We start from the raw sequence: 19,694 nt of genomic DNA, 5'->3' as shown, positions 1-19,694 counted from the left end.
TCGCGAGCAGACGGTGCCTTGCTCGTGCCCAACCCCAGGTGCCCTATGCCTTGTTCCCTCCGGGCCACCTTTGCGGGACCATGCCCGCGGGGCCAGGATTGTCGGGGGGAACCTCCGCCGGACAGGCGTGTTCCGGCCACCACAGAAGTTTCGGCCAGCAGAAGAAAAGACGGGAGCTGTCGAAGGATGACTGCGACGACCATCGCGACTCGGGGGCAGACGCTGACCTTTCCCGACGGCTTCATCTGGGGAGCCGCCACCGCCGCCTACCAGGTGGAGGGTGCCGCGGCGGAGGACGGCCGGGGCGCGTCCATCTGGGACACCTTCACCCGCACCCCCGGAGCGGTCTTCGAGGGGCACACCGGTGACACGGCCTGCGACCACTACCACCGGTACCCGGGCGACGTGCGGATGATGAAGGAGCTCGGGCTGGAGGTCTACCGGTTCTCGGTGGCCTGGCCGCGCGTCCAGCCCGGTGGCTCCGGCCCCGCCAACGCCGCGGGTCTCGACTTCTACGAGCGACTGGTGGACGAGCTGCTCGCGGCCGACATCGCCCCGTACGTGACGCTCTACCACTGGGACCTACCGCAGGCGCTGGAGGAGGCGGGCGGCTGGACAAACCGCGACACCGCCTACCGGTTCGCCGACTTCACCCAGATGGTGCACGACCGGCTCGGCGACCGGGTCGGCACGTGGATGACCATCAACGAGCCCTGGGTGCAGGCCTTCCTCGGATACGGCATCGGCGTGCACGCTCCGGGCCGTACGTCGCCGGCGGACGCCTTCCGCGCGGCCCACCACCTGCTCCTCGCCCACGGGCTGGGCGTCCAGACGCTGCGCGGCGCGGGCGCGCGGGAGATCGCCCTCACGCTGAACCTCGTCCCCGTGGTCACCCCCGCCCAGGTGAACGACCCGGAGCTCGCGCTGTCCGCCGAGGACGCCGAGGCGGTGGACCGGGTGGACTGCCTCATCAACCGGCAGTTCCTCGACCCGGCGCTGCGCGGCGAGTACCCCGGCAAGGTGCTGTCGATCGTCGACCGCCACGCCGGCCTCGGCCACATCCACGACGGTGACCTCGCGACCATCAACCAGCCGATCGACCTGCTCGGCATCAACTACTACACCCCCTGCGTCGTACGGTCGGGGCCGGGCGAGCCGGCCAACCCGGCCTACCCCGGCACCGAGGACGTCGAGTTCACCGGCGCGTACGCCCCGACGACCGCTACCGGCTGGGCCATCGTCCCGACCGGCCTTTCCCAGCTCCTCGTACGGCTCGCGCGTGACTACCCCGAGGTCGGCCTGCTCGTCACGGAGAACGGCGCCGCGTTCGACGACGTGGTGTCGGGCGAGCGCGTGCACGACGCCGACCGCACCGCCTTCCTGGAGGGCCACCTGCGGGCCGCGCACGCCGCCATCGAGGCCGGGGCGGACCTGCGGGGGTACCTCGTCTGGTCGCTGCTGGACAACTTCGAGTGGGCCGAGGGCTACAACAAGCGCTTCGGCATCGTGCACGTCGACTTCACGACGCAGCGGCGCCTGCTCAAGGACAGCGCGCGGTGGTACCGCGAGGTGATCCAGCGCAACGGGCTGTGGAGGGAACGCACCCGGCGCCCCACGCTCGAAGAGGTGGCGGCCCGGGCCGGGGTGTCCAGGTCGACCGTCTCGCGGGTGATCAACGGGCAGGCCACGGTCAGCGACGAGTTCCGGGAGACCGTCATGCACGCGGTCAACGAGCTCGGCTACGTGCCGAACTCGGCCGCCCGCAGCCTCGTCACCCAGCGCACGGACACGATCGGCCTGGTGGTCCTCGACTCGCCCACCCTGCCCTCCCGTGCCGCCTCCCCGACCGACCCCCGCCCCGGGACAGTGGACGGCTTCCGTGCCGGTGGTGGGAGCGACGATCCGCTGTTCTCCTCGGTCGTGCGGACGGCCGTCCACGCGCTGGAGGAGCAGGGCAAGCAGGTCACGCTCATGCTCGCCGGTTCCGCGCGCAGCCGGCTCCGGGTGGAGCAGTACGTCGCGGCGGGGCACGTGGACGGGGTCGTGGTCGTCTCCACGCGCGGCGCCGACCCGTTGCTCGGTGCGCTCGCCCGTACGGGCATCCCCACCGTGTCGCTGGGCAGGCCGGCGGTTCCCATGGCCCTGCCGTACATCGACAGCGACGACGTCGGCGGGGCCGTAGCGGCGGTCACCCACCTGCTCGGCACGGGACGGCGGCGCATCGCCATGATCTGCGGCCCGCTGGACAGCGTCGCGGCGCAGTCACGGCTGGAGGGCTACCGGGACACCCTGCGCGACGGCGGACGCCGGTCGATCGTCGCGATCGGCGACTTCACCCGCGCGTCGGGAGCGGTCGCAATGCGTCAACTCCTCCAGGACGACCCGTCGCTGGACGCCGTCTTCGCCGCCAACGACCTGATGGCGATCGGAGCCCTGAGCGTGCTGCACGAAACAGGGCGCAAGGTCCCCGAAGACGTGGCCGTCGTCGGCTTCGACGACATCGAGGCCGCCTCCTACACCATCCCCCCGCTCACCACGGTGAACAGCCTCAGAGAGGACCAGGCCCTGGCGGCGGTCCGCCTCCTCCTCCGCCACATCGACGGCGGCCCCGTCTCCGCCACAATCCTCCCCACCGAACTCATCATCCGTAAATCCAGCTGAATCCTCGTATGGTCCTCGCCTTCGGCTCGGGCAGCGCTTCGAAGGGGGGCCTACGGCCCCCCTTCGACCCCCCCAACGCTCCGCCATTGTGTCGGTCGGTGCTGCGAATATGACGGAATGATCGCGACCCCTGACGATTACGCCTGGTTCTCCTACGAGCGCTTCCCCGACCTGGCCGACGCCTACTGCTTCACCTACGTCCGTGGGCTGACGCCCGAGCAACTGGTGACCCGGCTCGGTGGTCAGCTGGAGGACTTCACGCCTATGACGCTTGAGAAGCTGACGGAGGCTGCCTCCCCCCGCCTCCTCAACCGACCCATGGTCCTCGCCTTCGGCTCGGGCAGCGCCTCCCAGAGGGCCTACCGGCCCCCCGACCCCCAACGCTTCGCCTATCTATAAGCGTTTCCACCTGGAAAGATGATGATCGTTTGCCCCGCCTCCGTATGCGAGGCATGGGGCCTGCCAGGTTTCAGAGAATTCGTCACCGCCTAGCGATGTCCTGTTCAAACCAGACGACTTTGCCGGGGGAACGGGGCTCGATGCCCCATCGACTGCTTAGCGCGTCGATCAGGAACAGTCCACGGCCATGTTCTTCCAGTAAGCGCTCTGGGAGCTGATTACCGGCTAGGACCACTTCGGCGGGTATGGCGAGCACCGGCGGGTGCCTGTCACAGTCCGTCACCTCGATCCGGATGAACGTCTCTGTCCGCGACACATGTACGGCCAGGGTCGCACCATGCGCGGCATGGGTGATGGCGTTGGTCAACGCCTCGCTGAGACAGAGGATCAGATCGTCGATGAGGTAGGCAGGACCCCAACCGTCCGTCAGCTTGCGTACGGCGTCCCGTGCCTCGCTTACCGCTTCCGGCTGTGCCGAGATGTCGAGTTGGGTGCTCTCCCGCTCACCCATGATCGCCGTATCGGGGGCTTGATCCAGCCAGGTGGGGAGATGGCGTGCTGTGCGGCGCATCCACAGGCGCTCCTCTACGTGCGTCGATCGGTCCGTGATCGACGAGCCGGTTACTTCGCGTATGTCTCAAGTAACACTGAGTGCTTCTGGCATGTCATTCTGCAATATCAAAGTGGGGTAGCAGGAAGGATTGCGAGGGCTGGAGCTCCAGGCGTTCGGGTGTGATGTGGCATGGGACTGACTCCCGGTTCTGGAGGATGTCCCAAGTAGAAAGGAGCCGCTGTGGGGCAGAACCCGACCATCCTGCGGATGAGACTTGGCGCCGAGTTGCGGGAGTTGCGCGACCGTATGGGCTTGAGTCTTGACGCGGCGAGCAAGGCGCTTACGGTGGATGATCACGATATTTCAGTCTCGAAGCTGAGCAGGTTGGAGAACGGGAAGGGCGCTATCCGGCTCCAGGACATCCGTTGCCTGCTCGACCTGTACAAGGTCGGAGATCACGGGCAGCGTGACCTGCTGATGCGCATGGCCCGTGAGGCCAAAGCAGCCGCCCCTGCGGCTTGGTGGACGGACTATGAGTCGGTCCTGCCGTCTGGCCTGTCCACCTACGTCGGAATGGAAGCCGGCGCCGGGCGCTTGCTGACGTTCACTTTGGCCCTCATTGAGGGTCTGCTTCAGACAGAGGAGTATGCCCGTGCACTGATTCAGGCGTGGATGCCGACAGATCCGCCGGAGACGATCGAGCGGCTGGTTCAGCTACGCATGCAGCGCCAGAAGGTGCTGGTCACGGATCCCAGACTTGAGCTGGTCACGGTCATGGACGAGGCGGCATTGAGGCGGCCGATCGGTGGCGTTGCGGCGATGGGGTCGCAGCTGCGTCGTGTGATGGAGGTCTGCGAGACGCTGCCCAATGTGTCTGTGCAGGTCATCCCGCTCAGTAAGGGGGCTTATGGTCCGCAACATGGCATGTTCACGCTGATCGAGCCCCGAGATCCAGCGGACAAATCCGTAGCGTATGTGGACTCTATGGGCGGAAACTTGTACATGCAGCGACCGGATCAGATCTCACGGTTCAGGATGATGTTCGGCCGCCTCCAAGCGATAGCCCTCGATCCACGCGAGTCCCTACACCTCATCCGGACTGCCGCCGAGGAGATGCGATCATGAGTGCACCGGAATCCGCCGAGCTTCATTGGCTCAAGGCTCGGGCCAGCACGTCGGGCAACGGGTGTGTGGAGATCGCACATCTGGCCGATGGTGGTGTTGCCGTACGTCACAGCCGCAAGCCGGATGCCGAAGTCATTCGATACACCGCCTTCGAGTGGGACTGCTTCCTCGATGGCGTGAGGAATGGGGAGTTCGACCGCCCCGGCGCTGTGGGCGGCTGACACACACGCGCCTGAGCGGCGCGGGTTTTGGGTGGGTATCAAGTGGGTTCCCCGATCAAGTGGGTGACGGGTGGGTGAATAGAACCCCGGCTTCCGTCGAATCTCGTTCTACCCCCCGTCATCCCACTACGCAGCAGCGGTCAACAGCCCAATCGAACCTCTGCGGATGTCTTGATAGCGCAGTTAAGGGGGATTTGAATGGAAAATATGACTTTCGGATGTTCGAATTAGTTAAGGGATGATTCTGACAATCTTTTGCTCGCTCTTTATCTATGTAGTAACGTCCTCGCCATGCCGTCGCAAGAACATGAAGCATTGATCCTGCTTTTCAAAAATCGTCCGGAATTGGCTGCTGAATTGCTGGTCGAGGCCCTGGGCATGCCGGTGCCGGGCTACCGTGAGGCCAGGGTCGAGTCTGGGGATCTGACCGAGTGCCCACCGGTGGAGTATCAGGCGGACGCGGTGGTGGTGTTCTCAGACAGTGATCCGGTGCTCGCGGTCGTGGTGGAGGTGCAGCGGGGCAGGGATAAGAGCAAGCGGTGGAGCTGGCCGGTGTATCTGGCGTCGGTGCGGGCGCGGATGCGCTGCCCGACGGTTCTGCTGGTCGTGTGTACCGACGCCAGTATCGCGAAATGGTGTGCGATGCCGATCGAGATGGGTCATCCAGGTTGGAGACTCGCTCCGATGGTCGCCGGCCCGGGGGTGGTTCCGGTAGTGACCGATCCTGCCGAGGCGGTCGATGCGCCCGAGCTCGCAGTGCTGTCGGCGGTGGCCCACGGCGGTGGTATCGACGCTCAGCCGGTTTTGGAGGCGCTGTTGGCCGCCTTGGCGGTCGTCGACGTCCGACGGGCTCGGCTGTACGCTGATTTTGTGCTGATGACGCTTCCGGAAGTGGCTCGAAAGCATATGGAGGTATTGATGGCCGTGGGAACTTACGAGTACCAGAGCGACTTCGCGAAGAAATACGTCGCCGAGGGAAAAGCAGAGGGTCGGGCTGAGGCAATCTTCCTAATTTTGTCCGGTCGCGGCATCTCGATTTCGGATGAAACGCGTAGCCGTATTCTGGCTTGCGAGGATCTGGCACAGCTCGATGCCTGGATCCAGCGGGCCGTGACCGCCGTGGTTATCGAGGACCTCTTCTCCTGAACGGTCTGTTGCCGTACGTCCCAGTCGGACGCCTTCCGACCCGTAGTTTGCGGTCGGGTAGCCCGGGGCTCATTGGCGGTAGCGACTGACCTGGCATGCTGAGGGTGTGGGGGTGGGATTGCGGGTTGAGGGGGCTTTGTGGGGGTTTCTGGCGGCGCGGCATCGGTGTGATGAGGTGTGGGTGCGCCATGACGGGACTTCGTCGCTGGGGCATGTGGTGGAGTCTCTCGGGGTGCCGTTGCCGGAGGTGGGGCGTCTGGTCGTCGGCGGGCGCGAGGTGACGCCGTCGTACCGGCCGGAAGCGGGTGAGGTCGTGAGGGTTCTCGGGGTGCGTCGGCCGCAGGCCGTTCCCTTTCAGCGGTTTCTCCTTGACGTGCACCTTGGGACGCTCGCGCGGCGGCTGCGGCTGGTAGGGGTCGACACCGCCTATGAGAACGATCTCGATGACGACGCTCTGATCGTCCGGGCGAACGCCGAGCGGCGGGTGCTGCTCACCCAGGACCGTGGCCTGTTGCGCCGGAGAAGCCTCTGGCTGGGCGCGTACGTCAGGGGCGCGCGGCCGGAGGAGCAGTTCACCGACGTGCTGGAGCGTTTCGCGCCCTCGCTCGCGCCCTGGACCAGGTGCCCGGCGTGCAACGGCCCGGTGGCCCCGGTGAAGAAGGCCGTGGTGGAGGGCCGTCTGCGAGCGGGCACTCGCAGGAGCTATGACACGTTCGCACGGTGCCTCGCGTGTGACCACGTCTACTGGCGCGGTGCGCACGGAGCCCGCCTGGAGGCGATCGTCGAGGAGGCGGAGCGCATCGTCGCCGCCGCGCTTCCACAGGCGAAGTAGCACTGCCGCGACCTCGGCGTGGGCTCGCGTGTGGCGTTACCGGCCGCGATGGGCTCGCGTGTTACCGGCCGCGATGGGCTCCCGTGTGGCGCCGGCGGTCGCGAGCCGGTGTGGGCTCGCATGTGGCGCCACCGGTCGCGAGCCGGTGTGGGCTCGCATGTGGTGGTACCCGCTGGGTTATTTCCAGGCATGCGGCGATAGAGGGCTTAAATGCTGGAGCCATGGGCCCGCGCCCGCTAGTTGGGGTGTACCCCTATCGGTCGGCGAAAAGGTTCGCATGCCGCCCTGTTCTGCAATCATGACTATTTGTAGCCCCACATGTCGAAATGGGAGAAATCGGCCTGATGCTATACGCGGCTACGCCCGTCAAGCAGGCGTGACACGGGCTCCCACGCTGGACCACGCCACCTGCGACCTTGGATGCATAAGGGACTGAGCGCCGGTGAGCGAGAAGCTGATAGAGGTCGAGAGCGAGGCCGCGCCGAAGGAGCCGAGGGATACGGACACGCGCGATGCCGCCGTGGCCGATCGGCCGGCGACGTTCCGGGAGGTTTTCGGGGTCGCCGAGTACCGTGCGCTGTTCGGCGCGGCGGTCCTGTCGTGGGTGGGCGACTACTTCGCCAAGGTGGCGGTGACCTTCCTGGTCTTCCGCGACACCGGTTCGGTGCTCCTGTCGGCGATCGGCTTCGCGATCAGCTACCTGCCCTGGGTGGCCGGGGGGCCGGTGCTCGCCGCGCTCGCCGAGCGCTACCCGTACCGGCGGGTCATGATCATCTGTGACGTGGCCCGGATGCTGATCCTGGGCATGATGGCCATTCCCGGCATGCCGCTTCCCGCCCTGCTCCTACTACTGCTCGGCGCCTCGCTCCTCACGCCGCCGTTCCAGGCGGCCCGCTCGGCGATGGTGGCGCAGTTGCTGACGGGGGACAGGTACGTGGTCGGCCTCTCGTTCCAGAACATGGCGGGCCAGGCAGCGCAGGTGGCCGGGTACGCGGTGGGGGGCGTGGTGACCGCCATCGACGGGCACAGCGCGCTGCTCGTCAACGCCGCCACGTTCGGCGCCTCGACGCTGCTGCTCTGGCGCGGCGTGCGGCCGAGGCCACTGCCCGTGAACCAGCAGGTCGGCCGGCGGTCGCTGCTCAGGGAGACCGGCGACGGCCTGCGGCTGGTATTCGGGCACCGGGTGATGAGACCGACCGCCCTCGTGGTGTTCAGCGTGGTGGCGATCCTCATCGTCCCGGAGGGCCTCGCGGCGGCCTGGGCGCCCGAGTTCGGGGGCGGCTCCGAGATCACCGGCCTGCTGATGGCGGCCCTCCCGATCGGGGCCGTCATCGGGGCGTGCGTGACGCGGGTGACGGGCCCGGAACGGCGGCTCAAGCTGCTCAAGCCGCTCCTGGTGGCGGGCCCGCTGCTGCTCGTGCCGGTGCTCGCCGTGCCGCCGTTCGGGGTGGTGCTCCTTCTGGTGCTGCTCGCGGCCTGCGCGGTCAACACGGTGCTCGTGCCGCTGAACGGGCTGTTCGTCCAGATGCTTCCGAACGCCTACCGGGCCAGGGCCTTCGGGATCATGCAAGGGGGGATCCAGCTCACGCACGCGGGAGCGGTGCTCGCCGCCGGGGCGTTCGCGGAGAGGTTCCCCGTGGCGGTCGTGATCGGGACCTGGTCCCTGTGCGGGCTGGTCCTCATGGGGATCGCCGTCACCAGGTGGCCAGGGCGCGAGGTCATCAGGGAGGAGATCGCCCACGCCGCCGAGCTCAACCGCGCGCCCTCGGCGGTCCAGGCGAGGTCATAAGGGCGAGGCCATAAAGGCGAGGTCATAAGGAGGGGCGTCAGCTCGACCTGGGGACGGCGTCGGCGGGACCCTCCACCGTGAAGTCGTCGAAGGACATCTTGAGGGAGGCCCCGGACTTCTCGGGGACCCGCGCGAGGAAACCGACGTCGCCGTTGGGGAGGCTCCGCGGGCTTCCTGAGTTGTCGACGAAAGACTGCACCAGCTCGCCGTTCACCCACATCCTGAGCCGCACGCCTTCGGTGGTGGCGGCGCACTCCGCCTGGAGCCTGGCGGGAGTGCCCTTGGAGACGTCGGCCGCCGCGGGCGCGGTGAGGTTGCCGCCCGTGCCCTTCGTGACCCGCCGGATACGCGCCTGACCGTCCTGGGTGAGCAGGAACTCGTACCGGCTCTGCCGGTACTCCTCGTCGGCCCGGCAGTACAGCCCGTACTCCCCGGTGCCCTTGAAGTCCCTCATCGTCGTGGTCACCGTGAGGAGCAACTGCTCGGGCGTCGTCGGGGTCGGGGTCGCGGACGGACGGGGGGTCGCCGGCTGCCGGGGAACGAAGGGAAGGGGGGCCTTCTCCATCCGCTCGGCGCCCTCTTCGTTCACGTCGACGGCGTAGAACCCGCCCGGCGCGTATCCGTACATGCCGTACTGCGCGCCGGTGTACTCGCTGCCGCCCCAGCCGGTGCCGCTCTCGTTGAAGTCGTCCCGGTAGAGCGAGCTCAGGTCGGCCGGTGGGCCGGACGGCGCCAGCAGCGCGCGCAGGCCGAGCCCGGCCCCGGCGACCAGGACCACTCCCGCCACGCCCAGCCCGATGAGCCGCTTGCGGCGAGCCGCGGGGTCCGCCGGCCGCTGGTACCGCGCCGGATCCTGTCCCGCGCCGGTCGGCACCTGGCCCTGGTAGGCCGGCGCCTGGTATGTGGGGGCCTGTCCCTGGTAGGCCGAGGCCTGTCCGGGGACGGTCGGCGGCGGGCCCTGGTATGTGGGGGCCTGTCCCTGGTACGTCGGAGCCTGTCCGGGGAGGGTCGGTGGCGGGCCCTGGAAGGGCGGGTTCTGGTACGCCGGGGGCGGGCCGGGAACCGTCGGCGCCTGTCCCTGGAGGGTCGGGGACCGCTGCCACGCCTGGACCACCGAGTGCTCGGCGCGTTCCGGGGTCGTACGGCCGACCATCTGGTCGAGGATCTGCTGGGCCGTGGGCCTGCGCAGCGGGTCCTTGTCCAGCGTCGCGGCCACCAGCGTCCGCAGGGCGGGCTCCATCCCCTCCAGCGAGGGCTCGGTGTTGAGCACCTGGTAGACGATCGAGGGAAGCGACTCCCCGCCGAACGGAGCCCGCCCGCTGGCCGCGAAGGCCACCAGGCAGCCCCAGGAGAACACGTCGCACGCCGGCGAGGCGGGGTCGCCGCGGAGCACCTCGGGCGCCATGTACCGGGGCGTCCCCATGAGCTCGCCGGTGCCGGTGATCCCGCTGAGCGTGTCCAGCGCCCGGGCGATGCCGAAGTCGATCACCCGGGGGCCGACCGGGGAGAGCAGGACGTTGGACGGTTTGAGGTCGCGGTGCACGATGCCCGCGCTGTGGATCGCGGTCAGCGCGGTGGCGACGCCTACGGCCAGCGCGTCCAGGCTGGAGCCGCGCAGCGGCCCCGAGGACTGGATGGCCTCGTGCAGGTTGGGGCCGTCGACGTACTCGGTGACGACGTACAGCTGGTCGCCGTCGAGGTCGGCGTCCAGCACCGCCGCCGTGCAGAAGCGGCGGACCCGGCGGGCGGACTCGGCCTCGCGGCGGAAGCGGACGCGGAACTGCTCGTGCTGGCTGTACTCCGCGTTGATCACCTTGATGGCGACCCGCTGCCCGGTGTGGTCCTGGCCGAGATAGACCGTGCCCATCCCACCGCGGCCCAGCCGGCCGAGCAGCCGGTAGTGGCCGATCTGAGAGGGTTCGCTCGGACTTAGGTTGTTCACCACGTCGCCTTACCGCTATACACCTGTATGCGAGCGCCACCCTATCGAGATCGAAGCCCGAGGTCCCTCTTACCCGGCCGCGGGCAGGACGTCCGCGGGGACCGGGGCCGTGCGCGCGGCGACGAGGACCGGCCGCTCCACGAGCCGCACCGAGGCCCGGCCGCCGGGCGCGAGCCGCGCGGCGTCGTGTCCCGGCAGGTCGGCGAGGATCTCCGTCCCGTCGTCGAGGCGCAGTCGCAGCCGTACGGACGCACCCCGGAACGACGAGGTGACGACCAGCGCCTGCCCGTCCTCGGCGGGGGTGACCAGCACGGTCTCGGGGCGCACGAGCACGTCGACGTCGGCGGTGTCCGGCCGCGGGCCGTGCACGGGCAGGCGCTGCCCGATGACCTCGACGTCGTCCCCGCTTACCCGGCCGGGGAGGTGGTTCATGGTGCCCACGAACTCGGCCACGAACGGCGTCGCGGGACGGTCGTAGATGTCGGCGGGAGGCCCGGACTGCTCCAGCCTGCCCTCCTTGAGCACCGCGACGTGGTCGGCGATCGAGAGCGCCTCCTCCTGGTCGTGGGTCACGAAGATCGTGGTGATGCCCAGCGAGAGCTGCAGCCGCCGGATCTCCTCGCGCAGCGAGACCCGCACCTTGGCGTCGAGCGCGGACAGCGGCTCGTCCAGCAGCAGCACGCGCGGCTCCAGCGCCAGCGCGCGGGCCAGCGCGACCCGCTGCTGCTGGCCGCCGGAGAGCTGGTGCGGGTAACGGTCGCCGTGGGACGGCAGCCCGACCAGTTCGAGCAGCTCGGCCGCGCGGGCGTGCCGCTTGGCCGTGGGCGCCTTGCGCACCCGCAGCCCGAACGCCACGTTGTCGCGGGCGTTCAGGTTCGGGAAGAGGCTGTAGGACTGGAAGACCATCCCCGCGTCGCGGCGGTTGGCGGGGACGCGCGTGATGTCCTCCCCGTCGACCAGCACGGCGCCCTGGTCGGGGGTCTCGAAGCCCGCGACGCAGCGCAGCGCGGTGGTCTTGCCGCAGCCCGACGGGCCCAGCAGGGCGATCAGCTCGCCCGGCTCGACGGTCAGGTCAAGGCCGTCGAGGGCGACGGCGGTGCCGAAGGTACGGCGAAGCCCTCGGAACTCCACCCGAGCCCCGTTCACGAACCACTCCTTTGCCTGGTGCCGGCGGTGGAAAGGACAAGCAGCAACAGCCAGGTGAGCAGCAGGCTGAAGATCGATACGGCGACCGACATGGCGGCGTTCGCACCGGAGATCGTGACGATCCACACGGAGAACGGCTGGAAGCCGAGCAGTCGCGCGACGGTGTACTCCCCGAGCACGAGCGCGAGGGTCAGGAACGACGCGCTCGCGAGGCCCGCCTTCAGATTGGGGACGACGACCCGGAACATCACGTGCGGCCAGGAGGCTCCGCAGTTCCTGGCGGCCTCCACCAGCGTGCGGACGTCCATCGCGCCGAGCCCGGAGTCCAGTGCCCGGTAGACGAAGGGCAGCGCCAGCACGACGTCGGCGATGACCAGGACCACGGGGAACGACGGGTTCTGGATGGCGATGACCGTCTGGTAGAACGGCGTGGTCGCGAGGTAGTCGGGCCCCCAGCGCAGCACCGTGCTGATGCCGGCCACGAACGTGATGGGCGGCACCACCAGCGGCAGGGTGCAGATCACCTCCATCACCGGCCGCAGCCTCGGCGCGCTGAGCCGCACGGCCAGCATCGCCGGGAGCGTGAGCGCCAGCACGACGACGATCGTCGCGACGGCCAGCCCGAGCGAGAGCAACAGGCTCTGGACGAAGCCCTCCGCGGAGAAGATCTCCAGGTAGGCGTCGAGCGTGAAGCCCTTGGCCGGGTCGTTGACGGTGAAGACGAACGACGCCAGCAGGGGCGCCAGGAAGTACACCGCGGCGAGCACCAGCACCACGCCGCGCCAGACGCGTACGCGCCGGGGACGGCCGGCGGGGGTGGCGGGCGCGCCGACATCGGGGAGCACCGTGGGCGTCAGCGCGGCCATCGTGCGCTCCTGTACTCGGGACGTGCGGGCGTCAGCGCAGCCATCGGGCACTCCTGCGCTGGAGGGGCAGGTAGACCGCCATGACCAGGCCGGCCACCACGATCATGTCGAAGCTGAGCGCGAGCGCGACGTTCTCGTGACCGATCAGCACGTTGCCGGTCAGCGCGTCGGCGATCTGGAGGGTGACCAGCGGGACGACCGTGCCGACCATGGCCGCGGCGGTCGCGTACGCGGCGAAGGCGCCGCCGAACAGCAGCACCACCCCGCCGAGCAGGCTGGGCGTGAGCACGGGGATGCCGACGTACCGCCAGAACTGCCAGGCGCTCGCGCCGTTGTTCTGGGCCGCCTCGCGCCACTGCGGGCGCAGCCCGTCGAGGGCGGGTACGACGACCAGCACCATCAGCGGCACCGAGAAGTAGAGGTACACAAGGGCGAGGCCCCAGAAGCTGTAGAGGCTCCAGCCGTGGTCGCCGAGGCCGAGCCGGGTGGTCAGCACGCCGGAGTTGCCGAGCGTGGCGATCCAGGCGAAGGCCAGCGGGACGCCGCCGAAGTTGGCGAGCACCCCCGAGGCCGTCAGCACGGCCTCGCGCAGCGCGCGGAATCGCGAGGTGACCACGGCCTGGGCGAGAAAGGTGCCGAGGACGGCTCCCACCACCGCGACGAGCGCGGACAGCTTCACGCTGCCGATCAGCGCGGTGAGGTAGGCGCCCTGGAGGGACGCGGTGAGGTTCGCGGTGCTGGGCGAGCCGTTCGAGGTGAACGCCCCGCCGAGGAGCGCGACCGCCGGGATTCCGAAGGCGAGGGCCACGAACAGCAGCAGGGGAAGCGCCGCGGTCCATCCCTTCGAGCGGGTACGGCTCCCGCCTCCCCGGGCCGGGTTCGCCCGGGGGAGGTTCGCGGGAGCCGTCGCGTGTGTCTCGGCCATGTGAGCGGAGGTCAGCCGGAGACCGCGGCGCCCCAGCCGGTGGCCAGGACTTCCTTGGCCTTGGTGACCTGGGCGTCGCTGGCGAACTCGGGCGTGCCGTCGACCTTGGGGAGCTGGTCGACCAGGGCCGCGTCGGCCGTGCCGTCGGTCTGCATGGCGGGCAGCAGCACGGCGCGGGCGTATCCCTTCAGGTAGAGGTTCTGGCCCTCGGGGCTGTAGAGGAACTCCTGCCACAGCCGCGCGGCGGCCGGGTGGGGGGCGTCCTTGTTGATCGCCTGGGCGTAGTACTGCGCGTACTTGCCGTCGGAGGGCACCGTGACCTTCCAGTCGACGCCCTTGGCGGCGAACTGCTCGGTGTACCCGGCGTTGAGGTAGTCCCAGTCGATGCTGATCGGCGTCTCGCCGTTCTGCACGGTCGCGGGGGTCGACTCGACCGGGTTGAAGTTGCCGGCGGCCTTGAGCTTCTTGAAGTAGTCCAGGCCGGGCTGGATGTCGTCGAAGGAGCCGCCGTTGGCCAGCGAGGCGGCGAACACGCCGGCGAAGGCGGAGCCCGCCTTGGTCGGGTTGCCGTTCAGCGCGACCTTGCCCTTGTACTCGGGCTTCAGCAGGTCGGCGAAGGACTGCGGGCACTCCTTGATGCGCTTGGCGTCGCAGCCGATGGAGACGTAGCCGCCGTAGTCGTTGTACCAGGTGCCGTTCGCGTCCTTCTGGCCCTCGGGGATCTTGTCCCAGGGCTGGACCTTGTACGGGGCGAACAGGCCCTCCGCCGCGCCGCTGAGCGCGAAGGCGGTGCCGAGGTCGAGCACGTCCGGCGCGCGGTCCTGGCCCTTGCGGGTCTTGACGGCGTTGATCTCGTCGGAGCTGGAACCGTCGGGGTTCTCGCTGTTGACCTTGATGCCGTACTTGGTGGTGAACGCCTGGATGATCTCGCCGTAGTTCGCCCAGTCCGGGGGAAGGGCGATGACGTTGAGCTGGCCTTCCTTCTTGGCCGCCTCGACGAGCTTGTCGAGACCGCCGAAGTCGGTGGCGGAGGTCGCGGTCTTGGCGACGCTCCCGCCAGAAGCCTCGGTCTGAGAGCCGGTCGTCGGAGCGGCACCACACGCCGCGCCCAGGGATGTAGCAACGGTAAGCACGGCCGCCAGGCCGACGATACGCGTTCGGGGTGAGTACACGCTTTTGCTCCCACTTTCGGAGGTGTGGGGAAAACATAAATGAGCCGGGACAACAACTTGCATCCACTTGGCTGCGGTCCGGTGTAGTTATGTGAACAAAAGGTGAAGTCACTGGCCTGTGATGGTTCACCAAGATCTTGACCGGACGCCTCGTCCGTCCCAGTGGTCCCGTACGGCGCGTGCGGGCTGTGGTGATTTGCCCTCCGGGCTCTGAGAACATATGTTCGATGTAGCACCGCCCGTCTTCCCCCGGGTGCCCGCGAAGTCCCAACAGGCCCAGGGAGAAGAAGCGCCTTGAGCAGAATCTACGGCGATCCCATCGAGGTGTGGACCCGCGATGACGAGCCCGCCCGTTTCGTGTGGCGCGACCGGCTCTACGTCGTCCACCGGATCCTCGACCACTGGGTGACCTCCCGCGAGTGGTGGAAGGTCTCGGAGAACGATCCGGGCGAACGCCGGTTCTGGCGGGTCGAGGCGAGCCCGTCCAAGGAGGTCGGCTCCTACGAGCTGCGGTTCGACACCGCGAGCGGCGGCTGGCTGTTGCTCAGGGCGTGGGACTGATGTTCCCCCACCTGCACGTCGCCTCCGCCTACTCGCTGCGGTACGGCTCGGCGTTCCCCCGCGAGCTGGTCCAGCGGGCGGCCGGCCACGAGATGGACATCCTCGCGCTGACCGACCGCGACGGCATGTACGGCGCGGTGAAGCACGTCCAGGCGTGCGCCGACGCCGGCGTCAGGCCGGTCGTCGGCGTCGACCTGGCGCTCCTGAGCCCCGGAGACGCCCCGGCGCCGCGTGGCGGCCGGGCGGTCAAGGGCGGGGGTGACGGCGAGGTCCGCGTCACCGTGCTGGCGCGCACCGGCGGGTGGGCGCACCTGTGCCGGCTCACCACCGCCGCCCACTACGCGGGGGAGCGGGGCGCGCCCCGGGTGACCCGTGACCTGGTCGCCCAGCACGCGAGCGGGCTGCTGGTCATGCTCGGCCCGAGGTCCGACGTCGGCCGGGCGCTGGCCGCGCGCCGCGACCAGCACGCCCGCGCGCTGCTCCTCGCGTGGCGGGCGGCGGTTCCGGACGTGGTGGTCGAGGTCGTCGACCAGTACGGCTACCGGGAGGCGAACGCCGCCCTGCGCATGCTCGCGCTGGCGGAGTCGGCGGGCGTGCCCGCCGTGCTGACCAACGCCGTGCGCCATCTCGACCCGGGGGACTACCGGGTCGGCAACGTGCTCGACGCCGCGCGCAAGCTCGTACCCCTGCACCCGAGGCACCTGGAGCACTCCGCCTCGCACGCCTATCTCAAGAGCGGCAAGGAGATGTGGCAGGTGGCCTCGCGGATCTGCGAGGGTGACCTCGACCGGGCGCGCGGGCTGTTCGCCCGCACGAGGGAGGTCGCGGAGCGGTGCGTGCTCGACCCCCTGGAGATCCTGGCGCTGCGCGGCGGCCAGGAGCGGCTCCACCTCCCGGAGGTCGGCGGAGACCCCGTCCCGCTGCTGCGCCACCTGTGTGAGGACGGGCTGTACGACCGTGGGCTGGAACGGTCCAGTGACGCGCGGGAGCGCCTGGAGAACGAGCTGCGCATCATCGAGAAAAAGCAGCTATCCGGATATTTCGTAGTTGTGTCTGGCATCACGGACATGATTCGCGAGATGGGCGTGCGCTGCGCGATCAGGGGTTCGGGGGCGGGCAGCCTCGTCAACTACCTCATCCGCATCGGCGAGGTGAACCCGCTCGACCACGGCCTCCTCATGGAGCGCTTCCTGTCCGAGGGCCGCAAGGGGCTGCCCGACATCGACGTGGACGTGGAGTCGGCGCGGCGGCTCGACTGCTACCGGGCCATCCTCGAACGATACGGCGAGAGCCGGGTGGCCTGCGTGTCCATGATGGAGACCTACCGGGCGCGCAGCGCCATCCGCGACGTCGGGGCGGCCATGGGCCTGCCGCCGCACGAGACCGACGTCATCGCCAAGGCGTTCCCGCACATCAGGGCCAGGCAGATACGCTCCGCCCTTTCCGACCTGCCCGAGCTGCGCGACAGCGGCCTCAACGACCGGGCGCTCGAGACGATGTTCCGGCTCGCGGAGAAGCTCGACGGGCTGCCCCGGCACATCGCCCTGCACCCGTGCGGCGTGCTCGTCGGCAACTCCGGGCTGCGTGACCGCACCCCCGTCGAGCGCAGCCTGCTGGAGTTCCCGATGAGCCAGTTCGACAAGGACGACGTCGAGGAGGCGGGGATGCTCAAGCTCGACGTGCTCGGCGTGCGCATGCAGTCGGCGATGGCGTACGCGCTCAGCGAGGTCAAGCGGGTGGACGGCCAGGACATCGACCTCGACAGAGGCGTCCCGCAGGACGACCAGGCGACGTACGACATGATCTGCACCGGCCGCACGCTCGGCTGCTTCCAGATCGAGTCGCCCGGCCAGCGTGAGCTGGTGGCCAAGCTGGAGCCCCGCACGATGCACGACCTGATCGTGGACATCTCGCTGTTCCGGCCGGGCCCGGTCAACTCCGACATGATCACCCCGTACCTTTCGGCCAGGCACGGCTGGCGCGAGCCGCACTACCCCCACCCGAAGCTCAGGGCGGCGCTGCTGGAGACCCACGGCGTCGTCGTCTTCCACGAGCAGGTCCTGAAGGTCGTCGACGTCATGACCGGCTGCGGGCTGTCGAAGGCCGAGGAGATCCGCCGCGACCTCGGCACTCCCGAGGGCCGTGACCGGGTGCTGGTGTGGTGGGAGGGCGAGGTGCTCCCCGAGTTCGACCGCGAGACCACTGACCGGGCGTGGAAGGTGCTCGACGCGTTCGGCGCGTTCGGGTTCTGCAAGGCGCACGCGGCGGCGTTCGCGATGCCCACCTACCAGTCGTCCTGGCTCAAACGGCACCACGCGGCCGCGTTCTTCGCCGGGGTGCTCACGCACGAGCCCGGCATGTACCCCAACCGGGTGATCCTCGACGAGGCCCGCCACTGCGGGGTGGAGGTCCTGCCGCTGGACGTCAACCACTCCGGCAGGCACTGGCTCGTCGAACGCCGCACGGAGCCCGCGGGGTACGGCCTGCGGGTGCCGTTCTCGTCGGTCAAGGGCATCAGCGAGGCCGAGGTGGAGCGCATGGTCGCGGGCCGGCCGTACACCTCGCTGGCCGACTTCTGGGAGCGGGCCCGTCCGTCCAGGCCGGTCACAGAGCGCATCGTGCAGGTCGGCGGCGTCGACGCGCTGTACGGGCTGCACCCCGGCGGCCCGCGCTGGCGTCCGGGGGAGCTGACCAGGCGTGACCTGCTCGCCCAGGTCGGCGCCCTGGACCGGGCGTCCTCGACCGGCGTGACGGCGGGAAGGAGGCGCCGAGCCGGTTCCCGCTCACGCTGGCGGTACGGCGAGCCGCGTCCGGGCGGGCCCGCCGGCGATTCCCCTCCCCCGTACGGCGAGGCGGCGCGGGCCGTGGCGGAGCGGGAAACGGCTCCGGCCGTGCAGATCCCGATGGGGTTCACCGAGCGCATCGAGCCCGGCGAGCTCCCGGAGATGACCGAGGCGGAGGCCGTGGAGGCCGAGCTGGAGATCCTCGGCATGGACGTCAGCCGCCACGTGATCGGCTTCCACGAGGAGCTGCTCGACGCGATCGGCGTCGTCAGGTCCAGCGAGCTGCTCAGGATGCGCAACGGCGCCGAGATCCTGGTCGCCGGGGTGAAGGTCGCCACGCAGACCCCGGCGGTGCGCTCGGGGCAGCGGGTCGTCTTCACCACGCTGGACGACTCGACGGGCCCGATCGACCTGACCTTCTTCGAGTCGGTGCAGGGGCACTGCGCCGCCACGATCTTCGGGTCGTGGCTGATGGTCGCCAAGGGCGTCGTACGGCGGGTCGGCGCGCGTGCGGTGTCCCTGCGCGCCCTGGACTGCTGGAACCTCGTCGAGGTGGACGAGGCCTGGCGCACCGGAGGCATGGGCGCGGTGTGGGCCATGCTGGGCGTCGTCCGCGAGGAGAAGGGGGGCGTCGGCGGGCGTCCCATCGAGTACGGCAACGGCTACCGGCTGTCCCCCTACGCCGACAACGGTGCCCCGCCCGGCCTGCGGATCCCGCCGCGCAAGCTCTGGCACGCCAGCCCGGGCAGCTCGGGCCCGACGGCGTTCACCCCTCGAAGGGACACGATGGACGTCACCACGGAGGGGGAGGCGCGGGAGGTCAGTCCCCGGCCGGATAGGTATGCCGGGGAAGCGAGCGCAGCGCGGGCAGCAGCTTCAGGCGGGGCGCGATCCCCGAAGGGCGGGCGGTCATCCGGGCCTCGGTGACCTCCCTGACGGTCGCCGCGCAGAGCAGGGCGGCGAGCACCGCGACCACGAGCTCGGAAGGGCCGAGCCCGGTGAGGTCCTTCCCCTGCGGCGAGTGCGTGACCGGCAGCCGTATGAGGATGAGGAACACCATGGCCAGCCAGCACGCCCACCACGCGGCGAGCAGGGCGAGCCAGGCGCGCCGGCGGCCCTCGCGCAGGCCGGCGTCCTCACGCAGGGCGTGCACGAGCAGCGCCGGCGCCGCGAGGTTGAGCACGGGCACGAACCACGCGATGGCGATCATGCGCGGGGTCGCCCCCGCCTGGCGGAGCCAAGCGAAGTACGAGCAGCCGGCGGCGACCGTCGCGCAGACGACCAGGAGTATGAGCACGGCGAACCACGTCACCGCGCCGACGACGGCCTCGGCGCCCGGCGCGTGGGGGTTGCTGCCCAGCACCGCGACCTGCCGCGCGAGCAGCTTGCCCCGGGCCTCCTCGAAGACGACCAGGCACGTAAGGGTGGCGATCTGGGCGGCGAGCGCCAGGTAGACGCCGATCGCCGACCTGCTCACTGCGGATCGGGAATAGCGCATGTTTGTCTCCCCCCGGCATGCGCTGATTGGTCGTCTTTCGTCTGGGACGTAGCGCGACGCCTGCCTCAGTCCTAT

General features: G+C 69.5%; 16 protein-coding genes. 9 read left to right on the top strand and 7 right to left on the bottom strand.

Annotated elements, in window-relative coordinates:
- Positions 1–186 precede the first annotated feature (186 nt).
- Together ACOZ38_RS36185 and ACOZ38_RS36180 are read left to right on the top strand one after the other, a co-directional pair.
- Positions 187–2,661 carry a GH1 family beta-glucosidase gene (locus ACOZ38_RS36185; RefSeq protein WP_424535489.1) on the top strand — a complete coding sequence of 825 codons (2,475 nt, stop codon included), beginning with the start codon at positions 187–189 and terminating at the stop codon, positions 2,659–2,661.
- 117 nt (positions 2,662–2,778) lie between these two features.
- The gene (locus tag ACOZ38_RS36180; protein WP_424535488.1) at positions 2,779–3,060 is read left to right on the top strand and encodes a DUF6461 domain-containing protein; all 282 of its coding nucleotides are present in this window, start codon (positions 2,779–2,781) and stop codon (positions 3,058–3,060) included.
- 82 nt (positions 3,061–3,142) lie between these two features.
- Here ACOZ38_RS36180 and ACOZ38_RS36175 read toward each other — a convergent pair whose 3' ends face one another.
- Entirely contained in the window at positions 3,143–3,631 is a 489-nt protein-coding gene (locus tag ACOZ38_RS36175; RefSeq protein ID WP_424535487.1) for an ATP-binding protein, read from the bottom strand.
- Positions 3,632–3,853: 222 nt separating this feature from the next.
- On the opposite strand from ACOZ38_RS36175, the gene ACOZ38_RS36170 reads away from it, so the two are divergent.
- The 5 genes from ACOZ38_RS36170 (at position 3,854) to ACOZ38_RS36150 (ending at position 8,726) form a co-directional block, all read left to right on the top strand.
- Entirely contained in the window at positions 3,854–4,738 is an 885-nt protein-coding gene (locus tag ACOZ38_RS36170) for a helix-turn-helix domain-containing protein (RefSeq protein WP_424535486.1), read from the top strand.
- Positions 4,735–4,959 (top strand): DUF397 domain-containing protein, encoded by a 225-nt coding sequence (locus ACOZ38_RS36165; protein WP_424535485.1) that lies wholly within the window; start codon positions 4,735–4,737, stop codon positions 4,957–4,959. The genes ACOZ38_RS36170 and ACOZ38_RS36165 overlap by 4 nt, the downstream gene beginning before the upstream one ends.
- A gap of 291 nt (positions 4,960–5,250) precedes the next feature.
- On the top strand, positions 5,251–6,105 hold the full coding sequence (locus tag ACOZ38_RS36160; RefSeq protein WP_363915839.1) for a hypothetical protein: 855 nt from the start codon (positions 5,251–5,253) through the stop codon (positions 6,103–6,105).
- 112 nt (positions 6,106–6,217) lie between these two features.
- A complete protein-coding gene (locus tag ACOZ38_RS36155) occupies positions 6,218–6,937 on the top strand; it encodes a Mut7-C RNAse domain-containing protein (RefSeq protein WP_424535484.1) in 720 nt (239 codons plus the stop codon).
- A 442-nt stretch (positions 6,938–7,379) separates the two neighbouring features.
- Positions 7,380–8,726 (top strand): MFS transporter, encoded by a 1,347-nt coding sequence (locus ACOZ38_RS36150; RefSeq protein WP_424535483.1) that lies wholly within the window; start codon positions 7,380–7,382, stop codon positions 8,724–8,726.
- A 37-nt stretch (positions 8,727–8,763) separates the two neighbouring features.
- Here the strand turns inward: ACOZ38_RS36150 and ACOZ38_RS36145 are convergent, their stop codons facing one another.
- From ACOZ38_RS36145 to ACOZ38_RS36125, 5 genes are all read right to left on the bottom strand, one after another.
- A complete protein-coding gene (locus ACOZ38_RS36145; protein ID WP_424535482.1) occupies positions 8,764–10,668 on the bottom strand; it encodes a protein kinase domain-containing protein in 1,905 nt (634 codons plus the stop codon).
- Between the two features lie 69 nt (positions 10,669–10,737).
- A complete protein-coding gene (locus tag ACOZ38_RS36140) occupies positions 10,738–11,814 on the bottom strand; it encodes an ABC transporter ATP-binding protein (protein ID WP_424535481.1) in 1,077 nt (358 codons plus the stop codon).
- Positions 11,811–12,680, bottom strand: a complete 870-nt coding sequence (locus tag ACOZ38_RS36135) for an ABC transporter permease (protein ID WP_405140622.1) — start codon at positions 12,678–12,680, stop codon at positions 11,811–11,813. The genes ACOZ38_RS36140 and ACOZ38_RS36135 overlap by 4 nt, the downstream gene beginning before the upstream one ends.
- 31 nt (positions 12,681–12,711) lie before the next feature.
- Positions 12,712–13,605, bottom strand: a complete 894-nt coding sequence (locus tag ACOZ38_RS36130) for an ABC transporter permease (protein ID WP_405140621.1) — start codon at positions 13,603–13,605, stop codon at positions 12,712–12,714.
- An 11-nt stretch (positions 13,606–13,616) separates the two neighbouring features.
- On the bottom strand, positions 13,617–14,777 hold the full coding sequence (locus tag ACOZ38_RS36125; protein ID WP_424535480.1) for an ABC transporter substrate-binding protein: 1,161 nt from the start codon (positions 14,775–14,777) through the stop codon (positions 13,617–13,619).
- Positions 14,778–15,071: 294 nt separating this feature from the next.
- Here ACOZ38_RS36125 and ACOZ38_RS36120 point away from each other — a divergent pair, with 294 nt between their 5' ends.
- On the top strand, positions 15,072–15,338 hold the full coding sequence (locus tag ACOZ38_RS36120; protein WP_405140619.1) for a DUF6504 family protein: 267 nt from the start codon (positions 15,072–15,074) through the stop codon (positions 15,336–15,338).
- Positions 15,338–19,048, top strand: a complete 3,711-nt coding sequence (locus tag ACOZ38_RS36115; protein WP_424537151.1) for a DNA polymerase III subunit alpha — start codon at positions 15,338–15,340, stop codon at positions 19,046–19,048. The genes ACOZ38_RS36120 and ACOZ38_RS36115 overlap by 1 nt, the downstream gene beginning before the upstream one ends.
- Here the strand turns inward: ACOZ38_RS36115 and ACOZ38_RS36110 are convergent.
- Positions 18,942–19,619, bottom strand: coding sequence for a DUF4328 domain-containing protein (locus ACOZ38_RS36110; protein ID WP_424535479.1), 678 nt, complete (start codon positions 19,617–19,619; stop codon positions 18,942–18,944). The genes ACOZ38_RS36115 and ACOZ38_RS36110 overlap by 107 nt on opposite strands.
- Positions 19,620–19,694 lie beyond the last annotated feature (75 nt).

It is taken from the genome of Sphaerisporangium viridialbum, assembly GCF_049674955.1.
Classification (GTDB): Bacteria; Actinomycetota; Actinomycetes; order Streptosporangiales; family Streptosporangiaceae; genus Sphaerisporangium; species Sphaerisporangium viridialbum.
Note: the sequence above shows the minus strand (reverse complement) of the source record. Positions and strands in the feature narration are given on the sequence as shown.

Bases quoted from the DNA above. Each gene is read 5' to 3' on its own strand.
- ACOZ38_RS36185 (WP_424535489.1), top strand. From the start codon at position 187: ATGACTGCGACGACCATCGCGACTCGGGGGCAGACGCTGACCTTTCCC.
- ACOZ38_RS36180 (WP_424535488.1), top strand. From the start codon at position 2,779: ATGATCGCGACCCCTGACGATTACGCCTGGTTCTCCTACGAGCGCTTC.
- ACOZ38_RS36175 (WP_424535487.1), bottom strand. From the start codon at position 3,631: ATGCGCCGCACAGCACGCCATCTCCCCACCTGGCTGGATCAAGCCCCC.
- ACOZ38_RS36165 (WP_424535485.1), top strand. From the start codon at position 4,735: ATGAGTGCACCGGAATCCGCCGAGCTTCATTGGCTCAAGGCTCGGGCC.
- ACOZ38_RS36160 (WP_363915839.1), top strand. From the start codon at position 5,251: ATGCCGTCGCAAGAACATGAAGCATTGATCCTGCTTTTCAAAAATCGT.
- ACOZ38_RS36135 (WP_405140622.1), bottom strand. From the start codon at position 12,680: ATGGCCGCGCTGACGCCCACGGTGCTCCCCGATGTCGGCGCGCCCGCC.
- ACOZ38_RS36130 (WP_405140621.1), bottom strand. From the start codon at position 13,605: ATGGCCGAGACACACGCGACGGCTCCCGCGAACCTCCCCCGGGCGAAC.
- ACOZ38_RS36115 (WP_424537151.1), top strand. From the start codon at position 15,338: ATGTTCCCCCACCTGCACGTCGCCTCCGCCTACTCGCTGCGGTACGGC.
- ACOZ38_RS36110 (WP_424535479.1), bottom strand. From the start codon at position 19,619: ATGCGCTATTCCCGATCCGCAGTGAGCAGGTCGGCGATCGGCGTCTAC.